Source organism: Brucella sp. RRSP16, from assembly GCF_052246815.1.
Taxonomy (GTDB): domain Bacteria; phylum Pseudomonadota; class Alphaproteobacteria; order Rhizobiales; family Rhizobiaceae; genus Brucella; species Brucella intermedia.
The window spans coordinates 193,363-211,899 of sequence record NZ_JBQQAM010000008.1; the positions used below are offsets into that span (position 1 = coordinate 193,363).

Genomic DNA, 18,537 nt, shown 5'->3' on the forward strand with positions numbered 1-18,537 from the left:
AGCAATTCCGGGTACGAATCCAGCATCGTGAGTTCAACGTGAGTTCAGGGAGAGAGTTTCGCTATGCGTACTGAAACCGGCCAGACATTTCGTCTCGAATATTACCGTCCGACCCCTTACGCCATACCCGAGACGAAACTGGATTTCTCACTGGAACCGGAAAAAACCATCGTCCGTGCGACCCTCACGATCGAGCGCCGCGACGACACCCCCGCCGGTACGCCTCTGGTGCTGGATGGCGACGAACTGAAACTCGTCAGCATCGCCATTGATGGCAAGCCGCTCGCCGATAACAGCTATGTTGCAACGCCCGACCAGCTGGAAATCAGCGACCTGCCGGAAGGAAATCGCTTCACGCTTGAAATCGTGACGGAAATCAACCCAACGACAAACCGCCAGCTGTCCGGCCTTTATCGCTCAAGCGGTGTCTATTGCACCCAGTGCGAAGCCGAAGGCTTCCGCCGCATCACCTATTATTACGACCGCCCGGATGTGCTGTCAGTCTATACGGTCCGCATCGACGCTGACAGGCAAGCCGCTCCAATTCTTCTGTCCAACGGCAATCCGGTCGATGGCGGATCGGTCGAAGGCAAGCCCGACAGGCATTTCGCCGTCTGGCACGATCCGCACCCGAAACCTTCCTATCTTTTCGCGCTCGTTGCCGGATCGCTCGGCGTCGTGAAGGATCACTTCACCACGCAGTCGGGAAAACCGGTCGATCTGGCGATCTATGTCGAACATGGCAAGGAAAGCCGCGCAGTCTATGCGATGGATGCATTGAAACGCTCCATGCGCTGGGACGAGGAGAAATTCGGTCGAGAATATGATCTCGATGTCTTCAACATCGTTGCCGTGTCCGATTTCAACATGGGCGCAATGGAGAACAAGGGGCTCAACGTCTTCAATGACAAATATGTGCTGGCCGATCCAGAGACAGCAACCGACATCGACTATGCAGGTATCGAGGCGGTCATCGCGCACGAATATTTCCATAACTGGACCGGAAATCGCATCACCTGCCGCGACTGGTTCCAGCTGTGCCTCAAGGAAGGCCTGACGGTCTATCGCGATCACGAGTTTTCCGCTGACGAGCGTTCGCGCCCGGTCAAGCGCATTACCGAAGTGAAGATTCTGAAAGCGCAGCAATTTCCCGAAGATGCGGGGCCGCTCGCCCATCCGGTGCGCCCGCGTGAATATCGCGAGATCAACAATTTCTATACGGCGACCGTCTATGAAAAAGGCTCGGAAGTGGTGCGCATGATCCGCACGATCATCGGACCCGATCTCTTCCGCAAAGGCATGGACCTCTATTTCGAGCGTCATGACGGGGACGCTGCGACCATCGAGGATTTCGTCAAGGTTTTCGCTGATGTTTCCGGCCAGGACTTTTCACAATTCGCTCTCTGGTACGATCAGGCGGGAACGCCGAAGGTAGAAGCCGCCTTCGCCTATGATGCGGCAAAGGAAACCTACACGATTGAACTTTCGCAGTCGCTTGGAGCCACGCCGGGGCAATCGGTCAAGAAGCCGATGCATATTCCGATCGCCTTCGGCCTTGTCGGGCCAGACGGCCAGGACATGGTTCCAGCTTCCATTGAAGGTGGCGATGTGCGCGGCGATGTCATCCATCTGCATCGCTCATCGGAAACCATTGTCTTTCATGGCATCAAGGAACGCCCTGTGCCGTCGCTACTGCGTGGGTTCTCGGCTCCCGTCAATCTGTCAGCGCCATTATCGGACGATGACCGCGCATTCCTTGCCCTGAACGACAGCGACCCGGTCGCACGCTGGCAGGCGCTGACCGGAATTTTCAGCCAGGTCCTGCTCGAAGGAGCCAAGCGCGTTCGCGGCGATCATGCACCGGCGATTGATGAGAGAAATGTGGAACTTGCGGGCAAGGTGGCGTCCGATGAGACGCTTGATCCGGCCTTCCGCGCGCTCTGCCTGACGCTGCCTACCGAAAGCGACATCGCGCGCGAAATGGGCAGCAATGTCGATCCGGACGCGATCCTTGCGAGCCGGAACCATTTCATCGATGCCATCGCCGACCGCTATGCCGATGAATTTGCGAAGCTCTACGATGCCCTCAAACAGGATGGCGCCTTCTCACCGGATGCCGATGCAGCAGGCAAGCGCGCGTTGCGAAACGCACTGCTCGACTATCTGAGCCGTCATGAAAAAAGCCAGCAACGCGCCGCCGGCCAGTTCGCCCTTGCCGATAACATGACCGACCGCTTCGCGGCGCTGACCGTGCTGGTGCATCGCTTTGGGGATACGCGCGAAGCAAAGGACGCACTGGCAAGCTTCGAACAGCAGTTCGGCAAGGATGGGCTCGTCATGGACAAATGGTTCAACGTGCAGGCGAGCCGTCCCGGTGATGTAGCCTTGCAGGCCGTGCGCGACCTTACGAAACACGCCCTCTTCTCGCTCGACAATCCTAACCGCGTCCGTTCATTGATCGGTTCGTTCTCCGCGTCCAACCCGACCGGCTTCAACCGCAAGGATGGTGCGGCTTACGAGTTCTTTGCCGACACGATCCTGTCCATCGACCCGGAGAACCCACAACTGGCGGCGCGGCTTCTGACTGCGCTCCGTTCCTGGCGTTCGCTCGAAGATGTCCGGCGTGAACATGCGAGAGCAGCGCTGGCGCGCATTTCCGGCGCGGGCAAATTGTCGACCGACCTGCGCGACATCGTGGACCGCACTCTCGCCTGATTCGCGTTCCATCCTGCCATCGTGATGATTCGCCCGTTCCGGTTGCTGATATGCTACCGGAACGGAGCTTTTGATGCGGGCCAGGGCAAAGGTGGCGAGGCAGTCAGCTTTCATGAGCCTTTTCATGCGTTTAGCCGAATCAAATGCCACGCAGATTCCACTTAACAGCTTGAGATTCATGAATAAATTGGCCGGTGAATTTCCGATTTTTACGCCTCATTAACGAATTCGCTGGACAGCGCGAATCACTTTTGATTCATTGATGTCATTCGGAGGTGGCGTATTCCGAATCACTTCACTCGCAGGGAATTCACGAGGGACCATTATATGGCGAGCACCGACGCGTATGGCGCGCCGGCGGGGACGCATTGCGAATCCGGTCGGAAAAGAAGAAAGGGCAAGCTTTCGGGCCATGTCAGTCTTCTTGCTGGTCCGGCCTATGGCAAATTCGTCTCAATCGAGCCTATCCTGCGACGTCTCGTACCTGCACTCATCATCATTTTCCTGATTATTCTCGGCGTTGCGCGCGTCTTTTCGATGCTGGCGTGGCGCGACGATATCGAGCAGCAGCACAAGGCATTTCTGTCCGCTGCAACGGCCAATCTTGCACAAATGATCGAACGCGCCGCCAATGGCACCGACGCCGGCGCGCAGTTATCCGCGAAGGACATTCAGGACACGATGGCGGAGTTTCGCTCTCGCGGGCTGTCATCCCCGGGCATGACGCTTGCCGTCATTGACGGGCAATCGTCCGTGGTGGCGGCATCGGGTCCGGGCCCTGATATTTCCGGCAAACCGGTCGACACGATCCTGTCGGATGCGCAGCCGCTGTTCCTGTTTGCAGAGCGTGCAGGTGTGCTGAAAGTCACGCTGCAGGACGAACCGGCATTCGGCGCCCTGTCGAAGCCGCTGTCCCTGCCCTATTCCATTATCGCCGTGGAACCGGAAAGCACGATCTTTGCGGAATGGCGCCGGGCCGTGTCGCTCAATGTGACACTCTTTGCCGGTACGACGGGCGTCATGTTCGCCATTCTCTACGCCTATTTCAGCCAGGCGGCGCGCGCTCGCGAGGCCGACGATCTTTCCGGCCAGATTCAGCGGCGTATCGATCTGGCGCTGGCGCGCGGCCGTTGCGGGTTGTGGGATTGGGACATGGCGCGGGGCCGCATCTACTGGTCGCGCTCGATGTATGAAATGCTGGGCTATGAAGCGCAGGACGCAGTGCTGCCATTCGGCGACGTGGCTGCAATCATCAATACGGAAGACGGCGACCTCTATTCCATCGCCGAACAGGCAGCTGCGGGCGATATTTCGCATGTTGATCGTGTGTTCCGCATGCGTCATGCCGATGGTTCATGGGTGTGGATGCGTGTCCGCGCAGAAATTGCGAGCGAAGGCGACCTCCATCTGGTCGGCATTGCCTTCGACGTCAGCGAACAGCACCGCTTTGCACAGCAGACGGCGGAAGCCGACATGCGCATCCGCGAAGCCATCGAGAACATTTCGGAAGCCTTCATCCTGTGGGATTCCAACAATCGCCTCGTCATGGCGAACTCCAAATTCAGCGAATATGCAGGACTGCCGGTCTGGACGCTGAAACCCGGCGTGCCACGCAACGAAGTCGACGCCCATACGCGCCCATTCACCTTCGAGCGCCGCATGGCCAATGAGCATAACCGCGCCGGTGGCCAGACATTTGAACGGCAGTTGAGCGATGGCCGCTGGCTACAGGTCAACGAACGGCGCACGCAGGATGGCGGCCTTGTCTCCATCGGCACGGATATTACCCAGCTCAAACTGCATCAGGAACGTCTGGTCGATAGCGAACGCCGCCTGATGGCGACCATTCACGACCTGTCGATTGCGCGAAAGGGCGAGCGCGACCGTGTGCGCGAGCTGTCCGAGCTTGCCCGCAAATATGGTCAGGAAAAGGAACGCGCCGAGGCCGCAAACCGCGCCAAGTCCGAATTCCTCGCCAATATGTCCCACGAATTGCGCACGCCGCTCAACGCGATCATCGGTTTCTCGGAAATGATCCAGGCTGGCACATTCGGCCCGCTCGGCTCCGATCGCTACGAAGAATATATCAACGACATCCATACGAGCGGCAACTTCCTGCTCAACGTCATCAATGACATTCTCGATATGTCGAAGATCGAGGCCGGACATTTCTCGCTGGACCGCGAGGAAATCGATCTCTGCCCGCTCATCAACGAGACAGTGCGCATGATCTCGCTACAGGCGGATGAGAAGAATATTGCGGTCAATACGCGCATTGAAGACGCGATGCAGCTTTATGCCGACCGGCGTGCGATCAAGCAGGTGCTGATCAATCTTCTTTCCAATGCGGTGAAATTCACGTCCTATGGCGGGCAGATCACGGTGCGGGCACGCAAGACCGGCTCGGCCCTGTTCATGACCATTCAGGATACCGGCGTCGGCATTCCGAAATCGGCGATCAAGAAGATCGGACAGCCCTTCGAGCAGGTGGAGAACCAGTTCACCAAAACCCACACCGGTTCCGGTCTGGGGCTTGCCATCACCCGCTCTCTGGCCGAACTTCACGGCGGTTGGCTTCGCATTCGCTCGACCGAAGGCGTCGGCACCGTGGTTTCTGTCTGCATTCCTGACCGCAAGCGCGGTCTCGTTGGAAATGGCGCAGAAACTCACGCGGCTTGATCAGATATTCAAGAGCTTCTCGAAACCTGTCCGCACGTCGGTGGCAACTTCCGCCAGATGATGCTCGACACGCTTTATATCGGGCATGTCTGCCGCACGGCATAACAGATCGATCATGCCCGGAATGAACTCCTCGCGCTTCGCATCGCTTCCAAGGCACAGGCGGATCGTCTGGCTCAGATTGGTATAGAGGCGGTGTGCACTCACCAGATTGTCGGCAAGCGCCGGATCGGCAAAGGACGGGTCGAGCGCTGAAAGGATTTCTTCCGTACCCAGGGGGCGCGGCTTCCGGTCAACCCTGTTCGCCAGCACGGCAAATTGGGCAATGAACTCCAGATCGACAATGCCACCGGGCTTGAGCTTGAAATCCCAATCATCGGCAGGCGGTTTTTCCTGATAGATGAGATCGCGCATCTCACGCACATCCTTGGCGATCTTCTTTACATCACGCTGCGTTGAAAGAACCTCGTCTATCTCGCTCCTGATGTGCTCCATAAAGGCCGCGTCGCCGTGGATCGGGCGCGCGCGGGTCAGGGCCATATGTTCCCATGTCCATGCTTCGCTGCGCTGATATTTGCCAAAGGATTCGATATGGGTCGCAACCGGCCCCTTGTTGCCGGAAGGGCGCAGCCGCATATCGACTTCGTAAAGTACGCCTTCCGCCGTCGGCGCGGAAAGTGCTGCAATGAGCCGCTGCGTCAGGCGGATATAATATTGCGACGGAGCCAGCGGCTTTTCGCCGTCGGATTCATCCGTTTCCTTGTCATGATCGTAAAGCAAGATCAGATCGACATCGGAACCAGCGGTCAGCTCACGACTGCCAAGCTTGCCCATCGCCAGAAGGCGACTTTTGCGCCCTTCACCCTGCCGTGTCGCCTTTCCAGTTCAGCCTCGACAACCTCGAAAGCCTTGCCGATCATCAGTTCGGCCAGATCGGAAAAAGCGCGGCCAGCCCGCACGCCGTCAATGGCGCTTGTGAGCAAGCGAACACCGATCAGAAAGCGATGCTCGGCGGCAAAGATGCGCAACCGGTCCAGAACTTCCTCATAGTCGGTCGCAGGCCCCAGAAACACGCGAAGGCGTTCTTCCAGATAGGCACGCGTGGGCATTTCGGAAAAGATCGCCGGATCAAGCAAACCGTCGAAAACATGCGGATTTCGCGTGATGATTTCAGCAAGCCGGGGTGCGGCGCTCATGATCATCACGAGAAGGTTCAGGAGGCGGGGATTGGATTGCAGCAGGCTGAAAAGCTGGATGCCCGCCGGCAGGCCTTTCAAAAAGCCATCGAAACGCAGCAACGCCTCGTCGGCACGTTTGGTCTCGGCAAAAGCCTTGAGCAGGGCTGGCGTAAGTTCGGTCAGACGCTCACGCGCTTCGGCAGATTGGGTCGCGCGATAACGCCCGAAGTGCCATGTACGGATCACGCGGCATATATCGCTCGGACGCTCATAGCCCATTGCGGCGAGTGTCTCCAGCGTACCCGGATCGTCCACATCGCCGGTAAAGACCAGATTGCCGGATGAGCTTCCAAGTTCGGGAGCCTGTTCGAACAGCGCCGCGTAGTGCTTTTCAACGATCCTGAGCGCGTCGAGAAACGCATCGGCAAAGACTGCCGGATCGGTATAGCCCATCATATGGGCGACACGCGCAAAGCCTTCATCGTCTTCCGGCAGTATGTGCGTCTGTTCGTCGGCAATCATCTGGATGCGATGCTCCACATCGCGCAGGAAATAATATTCCTTCGCCAGAGCGTCGCGGGCCTTATCGGTGATCCAGCCCCGCTCCGCCAGTCTTGCCAGCATCGGCACCGTCTGGTTTCCCCGCAATTCAGGAAAGCGCCCGCCAGCGATCAGCTGCTGCGTCTGGACGAAGAATTCGATTTCACGGATACCGCCGCGTCCAAGTTTCACATTGTGGCCGCGCACGGCAATATCGCCATGGCCCTTATGAGCGTGAATCTGCCGCTTGATCGAGTGCACATCGGCAATGGCCGCATAGTCGAGATATTTGCGCCACACGTAGGGGGAAAGTTCCGCCAGCACCTGCTTTCCGGATTCGCGATCACCGGCAACAGGCCGCGCCTTGATCATGGCCGCGCGTTCCCAGTTCTGGCCGCGCCCTTCGTAATAGTGAAGTGCCGCGCCGACAGGAATGGCCAGCGGCGTGGAACCGGGATCGGGGCGCAGGCGAAGATCGACACGGAAGACATAGCCGTCACCCGTCCTGTCCTGCAGGATGCGGACAAGGCGGCGCGTCAGCCGTGAAAAAGTTTCGACGCATTCATATGGATCGCCGATGGCTGGTCTGGTCTCGTCGATAAAGACGATAAGATCAATATCGGATGAGTAGTTGAGTTCACGCGCACCGAACTTTCCCATGCCAAGCACGATCCAGCCACTGTCCTTGTCGGGATGGTTGCGGTCAGGAAGTTTGATCTTGCCCGCGCTATCCGCATCGAGCAGCAGGAAGTGGACGGCAGCGCCCGTGCAGGCTTCAGCCAGATCGGTGAGCCAACCGGTCGTTGCCTGCGTGTCGAAGATACCGGCGAGATCGCAGAGGGCGATCAGGACATGTGCTTCGCGTTTCAAAACGCGCAAGCTCGTCATGAGCGAGGCTTCCGTCACGGCATCGCTTGCAGCGCTGGCCGATATTTCCGACAGAATATCCTGCAACGCCGCCTCGGGCGTTTTTGCGACGATGCGGTCGAGAATGCGCGGATGGCGGGTTAGAGCTTCGCGAATGAACGGTGAGAGATCGAGAACAGCCGAAAGGAAACGGGCGGCTTCCGCCTTTCCCAGCAAGGCAACGACGCCCGTAAGCTCCTCTTCTCCGGCGCGTGCTGCAAGGTCGGCTAAAAAACTTTCCGCCCTTGCGGGATCAAGAGGCGTCAAAGCACGAATATCTCTGTCGAAAAACTGTGCCTTTGCGTTTTCTGCCGCCATGATCCCCTCTTACGTCACGTTATTCCACCTTCTCCGATGGCAACGGGAACTCCAGAACGGCGCGCAGGCCCGGATCGTTGCCTTCAAGACGAAGTGCGCCACCGTGCAATTTCATCACAGCCTTGGCAAGGCTTAAACCGAGTCCAGAGCCGGGTTGTGTGCGGCTTTCCTCAAGGCGAACAAAACGTTCCGTCGCCTGTTCGCGGTTTTCCTCCGGAATGCCGGGGCCGTTATCGGCAACGATAATGCGGACCCAGTTCGGATCACGTTCCATCGAAAGACTGACGGTCGCGGTCCGCTCATCGCCGCCCGCATATTTGATCGCATTATCAACTAGATTGGAAATCGTCTGCCCGACCAGTTCGCGGTTGATGTGAAGCGCTACTTCATCCAGATCGCCAAGCGTGAGATTCACGCCAGCATCTTCGGCGACCGGTTCGTACATTTCGGCCACGTCCCGAAGAATGGGCGCCACCGGCATGTTTTCGAGACTCTCCGATGAATAGCCCGCTTCAAGCCGCGAGATCATGAGGATTGCGTTGAAGGTACGGATCAGTTGATCCGACTCGCCAATGATGTCTTCCAGGGCCTCACGGTATTCCGGGCCAGCCTTCTTGCCGGAAAGGGCTTCTTCCGCACGGTTGCGCAGGCGCGTGAGCGGTGTCTTGAGATCATGGGCGATATTGTCGGAGACCTGTTTCAGCCCTTCGTTCAATTCGAGAATCTTGCCGAGCATGACATTGAGATTGCCCGACAGGCGGTCGAATTCATCGCCCGAACCGTTGACCGGAAGCCTGCCCGTCAGGTCGCCATCCATGATGCGCTGTGAGGCCTTCGATACTTCATCGATGCGCTTCAAGGCGCGCCGCCCCACGAACAGCCATATCAGCAGCGCCCCGATTCCCATGATGCCCAGCGCCAGCATGAGCGACCGGCGGACCACGTCGCGGAACCGTTCCGGTTCGCCAAGATCACGGCCAACCAGCAGCCGCATGCCGTTCGGCAAGGCGATCACGACCGCGATGGCGCGGTGTTCCGTCTCGGCACCCTGCTCGCCGTAGCGCCGATATTTGAAATCACGCTCGATAACGCCGTTCGTGTCCAGAACACCGGGTTCCACACTCTCGACATTGCCCGCAAGGATGCGGCCCGTCGGATCAGCGACCAGATAGAGGTAGGCCCCCGGCTGGCGCGAGCGATAGTCGATGGTTCGCACGAGCTGCGGAATGCCGCCTCGCGCATAGCTCTTACCGATGCTGCCTATTTCCTCGCCGAGCGACTGCTGCGTCTGTGCGGCCAGCATGGAGGCGGACAGATTGGTCATATAGAAGACCAGCGCCACCGCACCCACAATAAAGAGCAGCAGATAAAGCGTCGACAGTCGAACGGCGGTGGTGCGCATGAGCGCGGAAAAGCGGCCCATTAGAGCATTTCTTGTTTAAACTGAATCATAGGAAACGCTCTTCCTTTGTTTCTACGCATGTCTTTATCCAAAACCGGTTCCCCCTTTTGGGAGACATGCTCAATCCACTTTGGCGGCTGTGGACTGTTTCCATTTGCCAGCCTTCAGCATGTAACCGGCGCCCCGCACCGTGTGAAGCAAAGGAACGTCAAAGCCCTTCTCGATCTTCGAACGCAAACGCGAGATATGCACGTCGATCACATTGGTCTGCGGATCGAAGTGGTAATCCCAGACATTTTCGAGCAGCATGGTGCGCGTGACGACCTGCCCGGCGTGGCGCATCAGATATTCGAGGAGGCGGAATTCGCGGGGCTGGAGGGTGATGTCCACATCCTGACGGCGCGCGGTGTGCGCGAGCCGGTCAAGCTCCAGATCGCCGACACGGTAGATGGTATCCGCCTCACGCGGGCTGGAACGGCGCTGCAAAACCTCGACGCGGGCCAGCAATTCCGAGAATGCATAGGGTTTGGTCAGATAGTCGTCGCCGCCGGCGCGCAGGCCGGTAACGCGGTCGTCCACTTCGCCCAGCGCGGAAAGGATCAGGACCGGCGTTTCCATGCCCTTGGCGCGCAAACCAGCCACCACGGACAGGCCGTCGCGCTTCGGCAGCATGCGGTCGACTACGAGAACATCGTAGCTTCCATTTTCGGCCAGCGCATAGCCGGTCTCGCCGTCACCGGCGATATCGGCGGAGTGTCCAGCCTCGGTGAAGGCCTTCTCCAGATAGCGGGCCGCTTCGCGGTCATCTTCGATAACGAGAATCTTCATGGCGCTACTATAATAGTGTTTGAGGATAAGGCGATGCCAGGCGGTGCACCGCCTGGCATCGAATTTCTCAGAGCCTTGAGCAGCCGGTCATCATCCCTGATCGATCGGCAGGGCCACGAAGCGGCTCTGGTCGTTGCTCTGCAATTGCAGCAGCACTGCCTTGCGACCCGACTTTTCGGCTTCGCTGATGGCGTTGTTGATGTCCTTGGCGCTCTTCACCGTCTGGTTGTTGACACTGACGATAATGTCGCCGGAACGGATACCACGGTCGGAGGCATCGCTGTCAGGATCGACATCGGTCACCACCACGCCGTTACCGTCCTCGGACGGGGTCACGGTCAGGCCATAGGAGTCGAGGGTCTCGTTCTGGCCGCCGCCATTGTCGGACGAAGGGTTGGCCGACTTGCCCATATCGCCAGGCATCGCTTCGATGGTGACGCTGATTTCCTCGGCCTTGTTCTTGCGCCAGACGGTCAGAGCCGCCTTTTCACCGGGAGCAACGCCCGCCACCTTGCGTGCCAGATCACGAGTGTCCTGCACGGTTTCGCCGTTGACTGCCGTGATCACGTCGCCGGACTGGATGCCAGCCTTGGCAGCCGGGCCATCTTTCTGCGGCGAAGCGACGAGTGCGCCCTTCTCTTCGGCAAGGCCGAGCGAAGCCGCGATATCCTTCGTCACCGGCTGTATCTGTACGCCAATCCAGCCACGTTCCACCGAGCCCTTCTTGATGAGCTGGTCAACGACCTGCTTTGCGGTCGAGGCCGGGATTGCAAAGGCAATGCCCACGCTGCCGCCCGAAGGCGAGAAGATGGCGGTGTTGATACCGATGACCTGGCCCGAAAGGTTGAAGGCGGGACCACCGGAGTTACCCTTGTTCACGGCCGCGTCGATCTGGATGAAGTCGTCGTAAGGACCAGCGCCGATATCACGGCCACGGGCCGACACGATACCGGAGGTCACCGTACCGCCGAGACCGAACGGATTACCGACAGCCACGACCCAGTCACCGACGCGGATCTTGTTATCGTCGCCGAATGCGACATAGGTGAACTTCTGCTTCGGATCGTTGACCTTCAGTACGGCCAGATCGGTGCGCGGGTCGGTGCCGATCAGCTTGGCGTCGAGTTCCGTGCCATCGTCCATGACCACACTATAGGCATCGCCGTCGGAAACAACGTGGTTGTTGGTTACGACATAACCGTCTTCAGAGATGAAGAAGCCGGAACCTTGAGCAACCGGACGTTCGTGGCCCGGACGGGGACCGCGCTTGCCGGGGCCGCGGCGATCAGGGCGCGCATCGGGACGTGCATCGCCGCGCGGGTCCATGCCAAAATCACGGAAGAAGCGCTTGAGCGGATGGTCGTCCGGAAGCTGATCGAAGCCCTGAGGGCCGGAGAACTGGCCGCCGCCACGATCAGCGGTTTGCTGCACGTCCTTCTTGACGCGGACGCTGACAACAGCCGGACGAACCTTCTCAACGAGATCGGCAAAACCCGCAGCCTGCGGCGGCGGCGTTACCTGCACGGCATCCGCACGGGCGTCATTCAGCGCGCCGATAGGACCGGTCGCGACAAAACCACCGGCAAGAACGGCCGACAATGCAATCGCGGCAACGCCCTTGCGATAGTTGGAAATCCTGGCTCTGGACATCTATTTCTCCTTACGAGCAGTAATCCGGCCGCGGTCCTGATCATTCAGGAAACGTGGACCTGTGAAACCTTTATAGAGCGTAAGATAGTCAGGGCTACCTTACCGCTCCGTTTCCACCACATGAAAGTTTCGTAAGGTTACGAATAACAAATGCCGGCGACCGGCGCCTATTTTCCGTCCAGCAAGCGCGAGAGTTCCGCCTTTTCGCTTTCGGTAAGCGGTTGAGGCGCTTCTCCCACCCGCTTGCGTCCGCGAAAGGCGAAAACCAGCGCTACAGCACCGATCAGCAATATGACGACCGGAAATCCCCACAGAAGTACGGTGCGCGCGTTGAGACGCGGCTTCAGAAGGACGAACTCTCCGTAACGGTCGACGATGAAGTCCATCACCTGTTCGTCACTGTCGCCTTCTTTCAGCCGGTCACGGACAAGAATGCGGAGATCGCGGGCAAGCTCGGCATTGGAATCATCGATGGATTCATTCTGGCAAACCATGCAGCGCAGTTCGCCGGAAATGGTGCGGGCGCGCTTTTCAAGCACTGGATCGGAGAGAACCTCGTCTGGATTGACGGCGAGCGCTGCCGTTCCCTGAAAGGCCAGGGCTGCGCCAAGCAGAAGTGCCGCAAATGCCGAGCGCGTTTTCATGCTGCGGCCTCCGCCTCTTGGCGAGCCGATTTGCGGGTGCGCGAAGGCGCACCCACCCGCAGGCGCCGGTCAGCCAGCGAAAACAGTGCACCCACCATCATGACGAGAGCCCCGTACCATATCAGTGTCACGTCCGGCTTCCACCAGATACGGACGACGACCGATCCGTCTCCCGGTTCGTCGCCAAGCGCGACATAGACCTGGCTGAACCATAGCGTCTTGATGCCCGATTCAGTTGTCGGCATCTGGCGAGCTGGGAAAAACCGCTTGGACGGTTCGATCTGTCCAAGACTGCGCGAGCTCGAATCGAGCAGCGTGAAAGTACCGCGATTTTCGGTGAAGTTGGAGCCAGTCAGCGGGCGCAGGCCTTCAAAGCGCAGCGTGTAATCCTGCACCCTGGCGGTATCGCCCGGACGCATGATCAGCACATTTTCCGTGCCGAAGGTGGTGACGCTCACGATGCCGAGCAGTGTCACGCCGAGCCCGATATGGGCAAGTGCGGTACCGAAAACCGAGCGCGGCAAACCCTTGAAGCGCGCAAACGCCTTGCTTGCGGAGACCTTGCCTATCCCAGCCTTGAGAACAAGGTCCGTCAGGCTGCCGAAGATCAGCCATGCCGCAAGCCCGATCCCGCAGGCGGCGAGAACCGATTTCGCCGATGTGCTCCACAGGACGATTGCCGCAGCCACGAGCGAGAGCGCGAAAGCCGTCATAAGCCGCTGCGAGACGCCGTAAAGATCGCCGCGTTTCCAGGCGAGCAGCGGGCCGAAGGGCACCGCGAACAGAAGCGGGATCATCAGCGGGCCGAACGTCATGTTGAAGAACGGTGCGCCAACGGAAATCTTGTCGCCGGTCATCACTTCCAGCAGCAGCGGATAAAGCGTGCCGATCAGCACGGTCGCAGCGGCGGTCGTCAAAAACAGATTGTTGAACACCAGTGCGCCTTCGCGCGAAATCGGATGGAAGATGCCGCCTGCCGTCAGGCTCTGCACCCGAAGCGCGAAAAGCGACAGCGAACCGCCAATGAAGATGGCAAGGATAGCCAGAATGAAGAGGCCGCGCCCCGGATCGGTGGCGAAGCTGTGAACCGAAGTCAGAACGCCGGAGCGTACAAGGAACGTGCCGAGCAGCGACAGCGAAAAGGTGAGGATCGCCAGCAGCACCGTCCAGATTTTCAGCGCCGAGCGCTTTTCCATGACGAGTGCTGAATGGAGCAGTGCGGTGCCGACCAACCAAGGCATGAAGGATGCATTTTCAACCGGGTCCCAGAACCACCAGCCGCCCCAGCCAAGCTCGTAATAGGCCCAGTAGGAACCCATGGCGATGCCGCCGGTCAGGAACATCCATGCGACAAGGGCCCATGGACGCACCCAGCGCGCCCATGCTGCATCAAGGCGTCCCTCCAACAGGGCGGCCACGGCAAAGGAGAAACAAACCGAAAACCCGACATAGCCGAGATAGAGCAGCGGCGGATGGATCGCGAGGCCGATATCCTGAAGGATCGGATTGAGATCACCGCCCTCCATCGGAGCCGGAAAAATACGAGTAAAAGGATTGGAGGTGAAGACGATGAACGCCAGAAACGCTACCCCGATCCAGCCTTGCACGGCGAGGACATTGGCGCGCAGCGTCTCAGGCAGGTTGCCGGAAAAAGCCGCGACCAGCGCACTGAAGAAGGTGAGAATGAACACCCACAGCAGCATTGAGCCTTCGTGATTACCCCAGACGCCGGTGATCTTGTAGAGAAGCGGCTTTTGCGAGTGAGAGTTCTCGACCACATTCAGCACCGAGAAATCCGACACGACATAGGCATGGACAAGCACGGCGGATGCAAGGCAGATCAGCGCAAAGACTGCAATTGCCGTCGGGGCGGCGACTGACATGAGCTGTGTGTCGCGACGATGCGCGCCGACCACCGGCACGATCGATTGGACAATCGACAGTGCCAGTGCCAGAACCAGAGCAAAATGGCCGATCTCGACGCTCATCTGCAGTCTCCATCAGGCACGCAACCGGACATCGCCGGTTGGAGTGCCCCAACTGTTACTTGCCTTCCCAGACGCCCTTTTCCTTCAGGCTGTCCGCAAGGTCCTTGGGAATGTAATTTTCGTCGTGCTTCGCCAGCACGTTGTCGGCGCGGAAAACCCCGCCATCACCGAAACGGCCTTCGGCGACGACGCCCTGCCCTTCGCGGAAGAGATCAGGCGGAATGCCCTCGAACACGACCTTCACGGTCTTGATCGTATCGGTCACCGTGAAACGCAGTTCGCTGCCCTCGCGGCTGACCGACCCTTCCTCGACGAGACCGCCGAGACGGAATCGCGAGCCTGAGGCCATGTCCTGTTCCGTCAGGTCGGCTGGCGTGCGGAAAAAGCGAATGTCCTGACTGAAAGCCATCAGCATCAGCCCGACCGCCACGGCCAGAACTGCCAGCGCGCCGCCGATCAGGAACAGGCGCTTGCGCTTTCTCTGACTTACGGTACGGGCGAAACTGGCCACCGGTTTGCTTTTGCGTGCATTGTCGTCTGCGGTCGCGCTCATTTTTGTGCGTTCCCTGCCTTTAGATCTAGTCCAAGCCCGGCTGCGAAACTCTCAAGGTTCGACCGGCTTTCGCCATCAAGGGCTGTCATTCCGCGATTGAGAGCGTCGAGCGCTGCATCGCGGCGGTTGAGGATCATATAGGAGCGCACAAGGCGCTTCCAGCCTTCGACATCCCCGCTATTCTGGCGAAGACTTTCATCGAGACGTTGAACCATGCCTTCGATCATCGCCTGCCGGTCTTCGGGGCTCATCGACGAAGCGGCATCGACATCGTCAGCCGTTGGCCCCTTCGGCTGCTGCTGAACGGCAGCGGGATCGCGAAGCCGGGCGATGGCCTGTTCAATCTGGCCGCGCCACGGCGCGTCGGCGGGGGCTTTGTCGAGGAACGCCTGCAGGCGGTTGGCCGCCAGATCCATGCGACCATCCTGCATCTCACCCTGCGCGAGATAGAATTGCGGGCGCACATCATTCGGTTCGAGATCGGCAGCCTTCCTGAAGAAACCTTCGGCCTCGGCGGTAACAGTGCCGCCTGAAGCGGTTGCCAGTGCTTCACCCAGCCCCAGAACGCGCGGGAAATTCTCACCCGCGATACGAATGGAACTGCGATATGCATTGACGGCATCGGCAGCGCGGCCAAGCCGCAAGTAAATCGGCGCCAGCACATCCCAACCACGCACATCGTCGGGATTTTGTGCCAGATGCGCTTCGGCACGCGCTACCAGCTCATCGACAGAGCCACGATCCGCGCTTGCCGAAAGCCGCTCGGCGAGCGGCATGGACGGCATGTCCGGCTTTCCGAACAGCGGGTAGACGCCCCAGGCGACCAGCGGCACTGCAAGCACGGCCAGAAAAGCGAGCCACCGGCCCGGTGTCGTCTTGCCTGCGACTTCGGCAGCTTCCCTTGCTGACTTTTCGGCATTCAAAATGCGACGTGAAATCTCGATGCGCGCCTGTTCGGCGCTTTGCGGGTCGATCATGCCTCGGGCAGCGTCGGCTTCGACCTCGCGCAATTGGTCCCGATAGACCTCAAGGTCGTTCTTTTCAGCGGGCAAAAACGCCTGCTTGCGCCGCGTGAGAGGCAACAAAACAACCAGAGTGGCTGCCAATGTCAGTAATGCTGCAATAAGCCAGAATCCCATGGCTACGACTTAAGCGCAGCCAAGGGAAAAACCAACCACTACCTGCAGTAAGTTGCTGCCTAGGGCAATTCGCCGCAAAGGATGTCAGGTCAATGGCGTCCAGCTGCCATCCGGATTGCGACATGCCGTTCCGCGCGAAGTCTGCTGCGATCCGCCGATGGTGAAGCTGTGCGAATACTGGCGGCAATTCTGGGAGCCGACCTGATAAGGCTGCGCCGCAGTCACATCGCCGGAATTCGATCCGCTGCCGCTCCAGGATACGACCTTGCCCGCGGGCGAATATTCGAGCGCGCGATATTCGGCCTCAAGCGCCTTCTTTCGGTCGGCTGCATTCAGCTGATTTGCCGAACTGCCGAGAAGACCATTGCCGAGCGGCGTCAACAGGCTGGTTTCCGGCTTCTGCGCCGCAGAGCCGCCGCCTAGCGAGCCAAGCCCGATGCCCTTGCCGGTGGTCGTGCCACAAGCTGACAATGCAAGCGCCACGGCAAACATCGTCGAAGCAACTGAAACCGGGTGAGAAGACAACCTGGATACCATTACCATAACAACCAGCCTTCATGAACAATTAGCACGCATACTATAACGGCATGCGGCTTTTCAATTTATCTTCTAGTTCGCTTTCAGCCAAAAACAACCGTCAATCTTCTGTCAGGGGCAACAGGACCCGGACTCCCAGTCCGCCGAACGAACTCTTGCCCAGATGCAAGCCGCCGCCATATTCGCGGACGGTATCCTGCACGATCGCCAGTCCCAGCCCGGTTCCCGGTTTCGTTTCGTCGACGCGGCTGCCACGTTTCAGCGCCGCCTCGATCTTATCCGATGCCAGCCCCGGCCCGTCGTCTTCGATCAGGATTTCGAACTGGCGCTGCTCGCCGGAAACGGGGGAAAGGCTGATATTGATGCGTTTGCGGCCCCATTTCCCCGCATTCTCCAGCAGGTTGCCGACGATTTCTTCCAAATCCTCCCGTTCCCCCGCGAAGACCGCGTCAGGCAAATCGTTGCGGAACGTGACCTTGAAAGCCGGGTTGAGCTTAGCCGTTACCCGCTGCATGCGCTCGAGAACCGGGGTCACAGGCGTGCGGAAAACAACGCTGTCGCGCTGCGCGGCGATACGTGCGCGTTGCAGATAATGCTGTATCTGCACCTGCATCGCCTCGCTTTGTTCCTGCACGATGCGCCCATGTTCGCCGCCCATGCTTCGTGCTTCATTGACCAGCACCGAAAGCGGTGTCTTGAGAGAATGGGCGAGATTGCCGACCTGCGTTCGAGACCGTTCCATGATGCGGCGGTTGTTTTCGATCAGCGCATTCATTTCGCTGGCGAGTGGCGCGATCTCGACAGGCAGCGACGTGTCGAGCTTTGACGAACGCCCCTCGCGAATGTCGGCCAGAGACTGACGCACCTTGTCGAGCGGGCGCAGTCCGAACAGGATTACGGCCGCGTTGATGAGAATGCTTCCGATGCCGAAGATCGCCAGATAGGTCGCGAGGCTGGTTCTGAAATCGGATATTTCCTTGAGGACTTCGCTGAGATTGCCCATCACGCGAAAACGCGCAACCCGATTGGCGGCGTCCAGAACCACTTCGGTTTCAACGATGAAAAGTTCCTCGCCATGGAGACCGGGCAAGGTGTAGCTGCGCATGAAGGAACTGTCGAACGGGGCCTGCGAGACCGGCATTTCCGGCACGATGCGACCAAGCAGCGAAGGTGACTGCAGTTTTCCGGACAGATTCGGCGTGACGGGGTCGACAGACCAGTACCAGCCAGAGAGCGGGCTGGAATAGCGCAGTTCTCCCAGTTCAGGCCGCCCCTGCAAGAAGCCTTCGCCCGACGTACTGACGGCGCCGACAAGGCTGAACAGATGGGCGGTCAAAAGCCGCTCGAAGTTGCTGCGCGCAGCTTCGCCGTACAGGGAGCCGATAAAGGTCGCGACCACCACAAGGGCCACGATAACCCAGATCGTTGAGAGGGTGACGACGCGGACCGCGAGCGAACGC

Annotated in this window: 11 protein-coding genes and 1 pseudogene; 2 read left to right on the forward strand and 10 right to left on the reverse strand. The window is 59.2% G+C overall.

The window, feature by feature from the left end:
• Nucleotides 1-63 precede the first annotated feature (63 nt).
• The gene (gene pepN, locus ACS5UA_RS14640) at nt 64-2,715 is read left to right on the forward strand and encodes an aminopeptidase N (RefSeq protein ID WP_443101460.1); all 2,652 of its coding nucleotides are present in this window, start codon (nt 64-66) and stop codon (nt 2,713-2,715) included.
• A gap of 327 nt (nt 2,716-3,042) precedes the next feature.
• Nucleotides 3,043-5,394: a PAS domain-containing sensor histidine kinase gene (locus ACS5UA_RS14645; protein WP_312968845.1), complete on the forward strand. Its 2,352-nt coding sequence runs from the start codon at nt 3,043-3,045 to the stop codon at nt 5,392-5,394.
• On the opposite strand, the pseudogene ACS5UA_RS14650 reads toward ACS5UA_RS14645, so the two are convergent.
• The 10 genes and pseudogenes from ACS5UA_RS14650 to ACS5UA_RS14695 all read right to left on the reverse strand — a co-directional run bounded on the left by ACS5UA_RS14650 (nt 5,395) and on the right by ACS5UA_RS14695 (nt 18,488).
• Nucleotides 5,395-8,336 (reverse strand): annotated as a pseudogene (locus ACS5UA_RS14650) (bifunctional [glutamine synthetase] adenylyltransferase/[glutamine synthetase]-adenylyl-L-tyrosine phosphorylase).
• 19 nt (nt 8,337-8,355) lie between these two features.
• Nucleotides 8,356-9,759, reverse strand: coding sequence for an ATP-binding protein (locus tag ACS5UA_RS14655; RefSeq protein ID WP_443101461.1), 1,404 nt, complete (start codon nt 9,757-9,759; stop codon nt 8,356-8,358).
• Nucleotides 9,760-9,858: 99 nt separating this feature from the next.
• Nucleotides 9,859-10,566 (reverse strand): response regulator transcription factor, encoded by a 708-nt coding sequence (locus ACS5UA_RS14660; protein WP_443101462.1) that lies wholly within the window; start codon nt 10,564-10,566, stop codon nt 9,859-9,861.
• 90 nt (nt 10,567-10,656) lie between these two features.
• On the reverse strand, nt 10,657-12,216 hold the full coding sequence (locus tag ACS5UA_RS14665; protein WP_112701543.1) for a Do family serine endopeptidase: 1,560 nt from the start codon (nt 12,214-12,216) through the stop codon (nt 10,657-10,659).
• 167 nt (nt 12,217-12,383) lie between these two features.
• Nucleotides 12,384-12,860, reverse strand: a complete 477-nt coding sequence (locus tag ACS5UA_RS14670) for a cytochrome c-type biogenesis protein (RefSeq protein ID WP_006466347.1) — start codon at nt 12,858-12,860, stop codon at nt 12,384-12,386.
• Complete coding sequence (locus ACS5UA_RS14675; protein ID WP_443101463.1) at nt 12,857-14,848, reverse strand: heme lyase CcmF/NrfE family subunit; 1,992 nt, start codon at nt 14,846-14,848, stop codon at nt 12,857-12,859. The genes ACS5UA_RS14670 and ACS5UA_RS14675 overlap by 4 nt, the downstream gene beginning before the upstream one ends.
• A 55-nt stretch (nt 14,849-14,903) precedes the next feature.
• Nucleotides 14,904-15,401 carry a cytochrome c maturation protein CcmE gene (gene ccmE / locus ACS5UA_RS14680; RefSeq protein WP_112701545.1) on the reverse strand — a complete coding sequence of 166 codons (498 nt, stop codon included), beginning with the start codon at nt 15,399-15,401 and terminating at the stop codon, nt 14,904-14,906.
• Entirely contained in the window at nt 15,398-16,540 is a 1,143-nt protein-coding gene (gene ccmI, locus ACS5UA_RS14685) for a c-type cytochrome biogenesis protein CcmI (protein ID WP_112701546.1), read from the reverse strand. The genes ccmE and ccmI overlap by 4 nt, the downstream gene beginning before the upstream one ends.
• 84 nt (nt 16,541-16,624) lie before the next feature.
• On the reverse strand, nt 16,625-17,083 hold the full coding sequence (locus tag ACS5UA_RS14690; protein WP_006466343.1) for a hypothetical protein: 459 nt from the start codon (nt 17,081-17,083) through the stop codon (nt 16,625-16,627).
• A gap of 94 nt (nt 17,084-17,177) precedes the next feature.
• The gene (locus ACS5UA_RS14695) at nt 17,178-18,488 is read right to left on the reverse strand and encodes an ATP-binding protein (RefSeq protein ID WP_112701547.1); all 1,311 of its coding nucleotides are present in this window, start codon (nt 18,486-18,488) and stop codon (nt 17,178-17,180) included.
• Between the last annotated feature and the right edge of the window lie 49 nt (nt 18,489-18,537).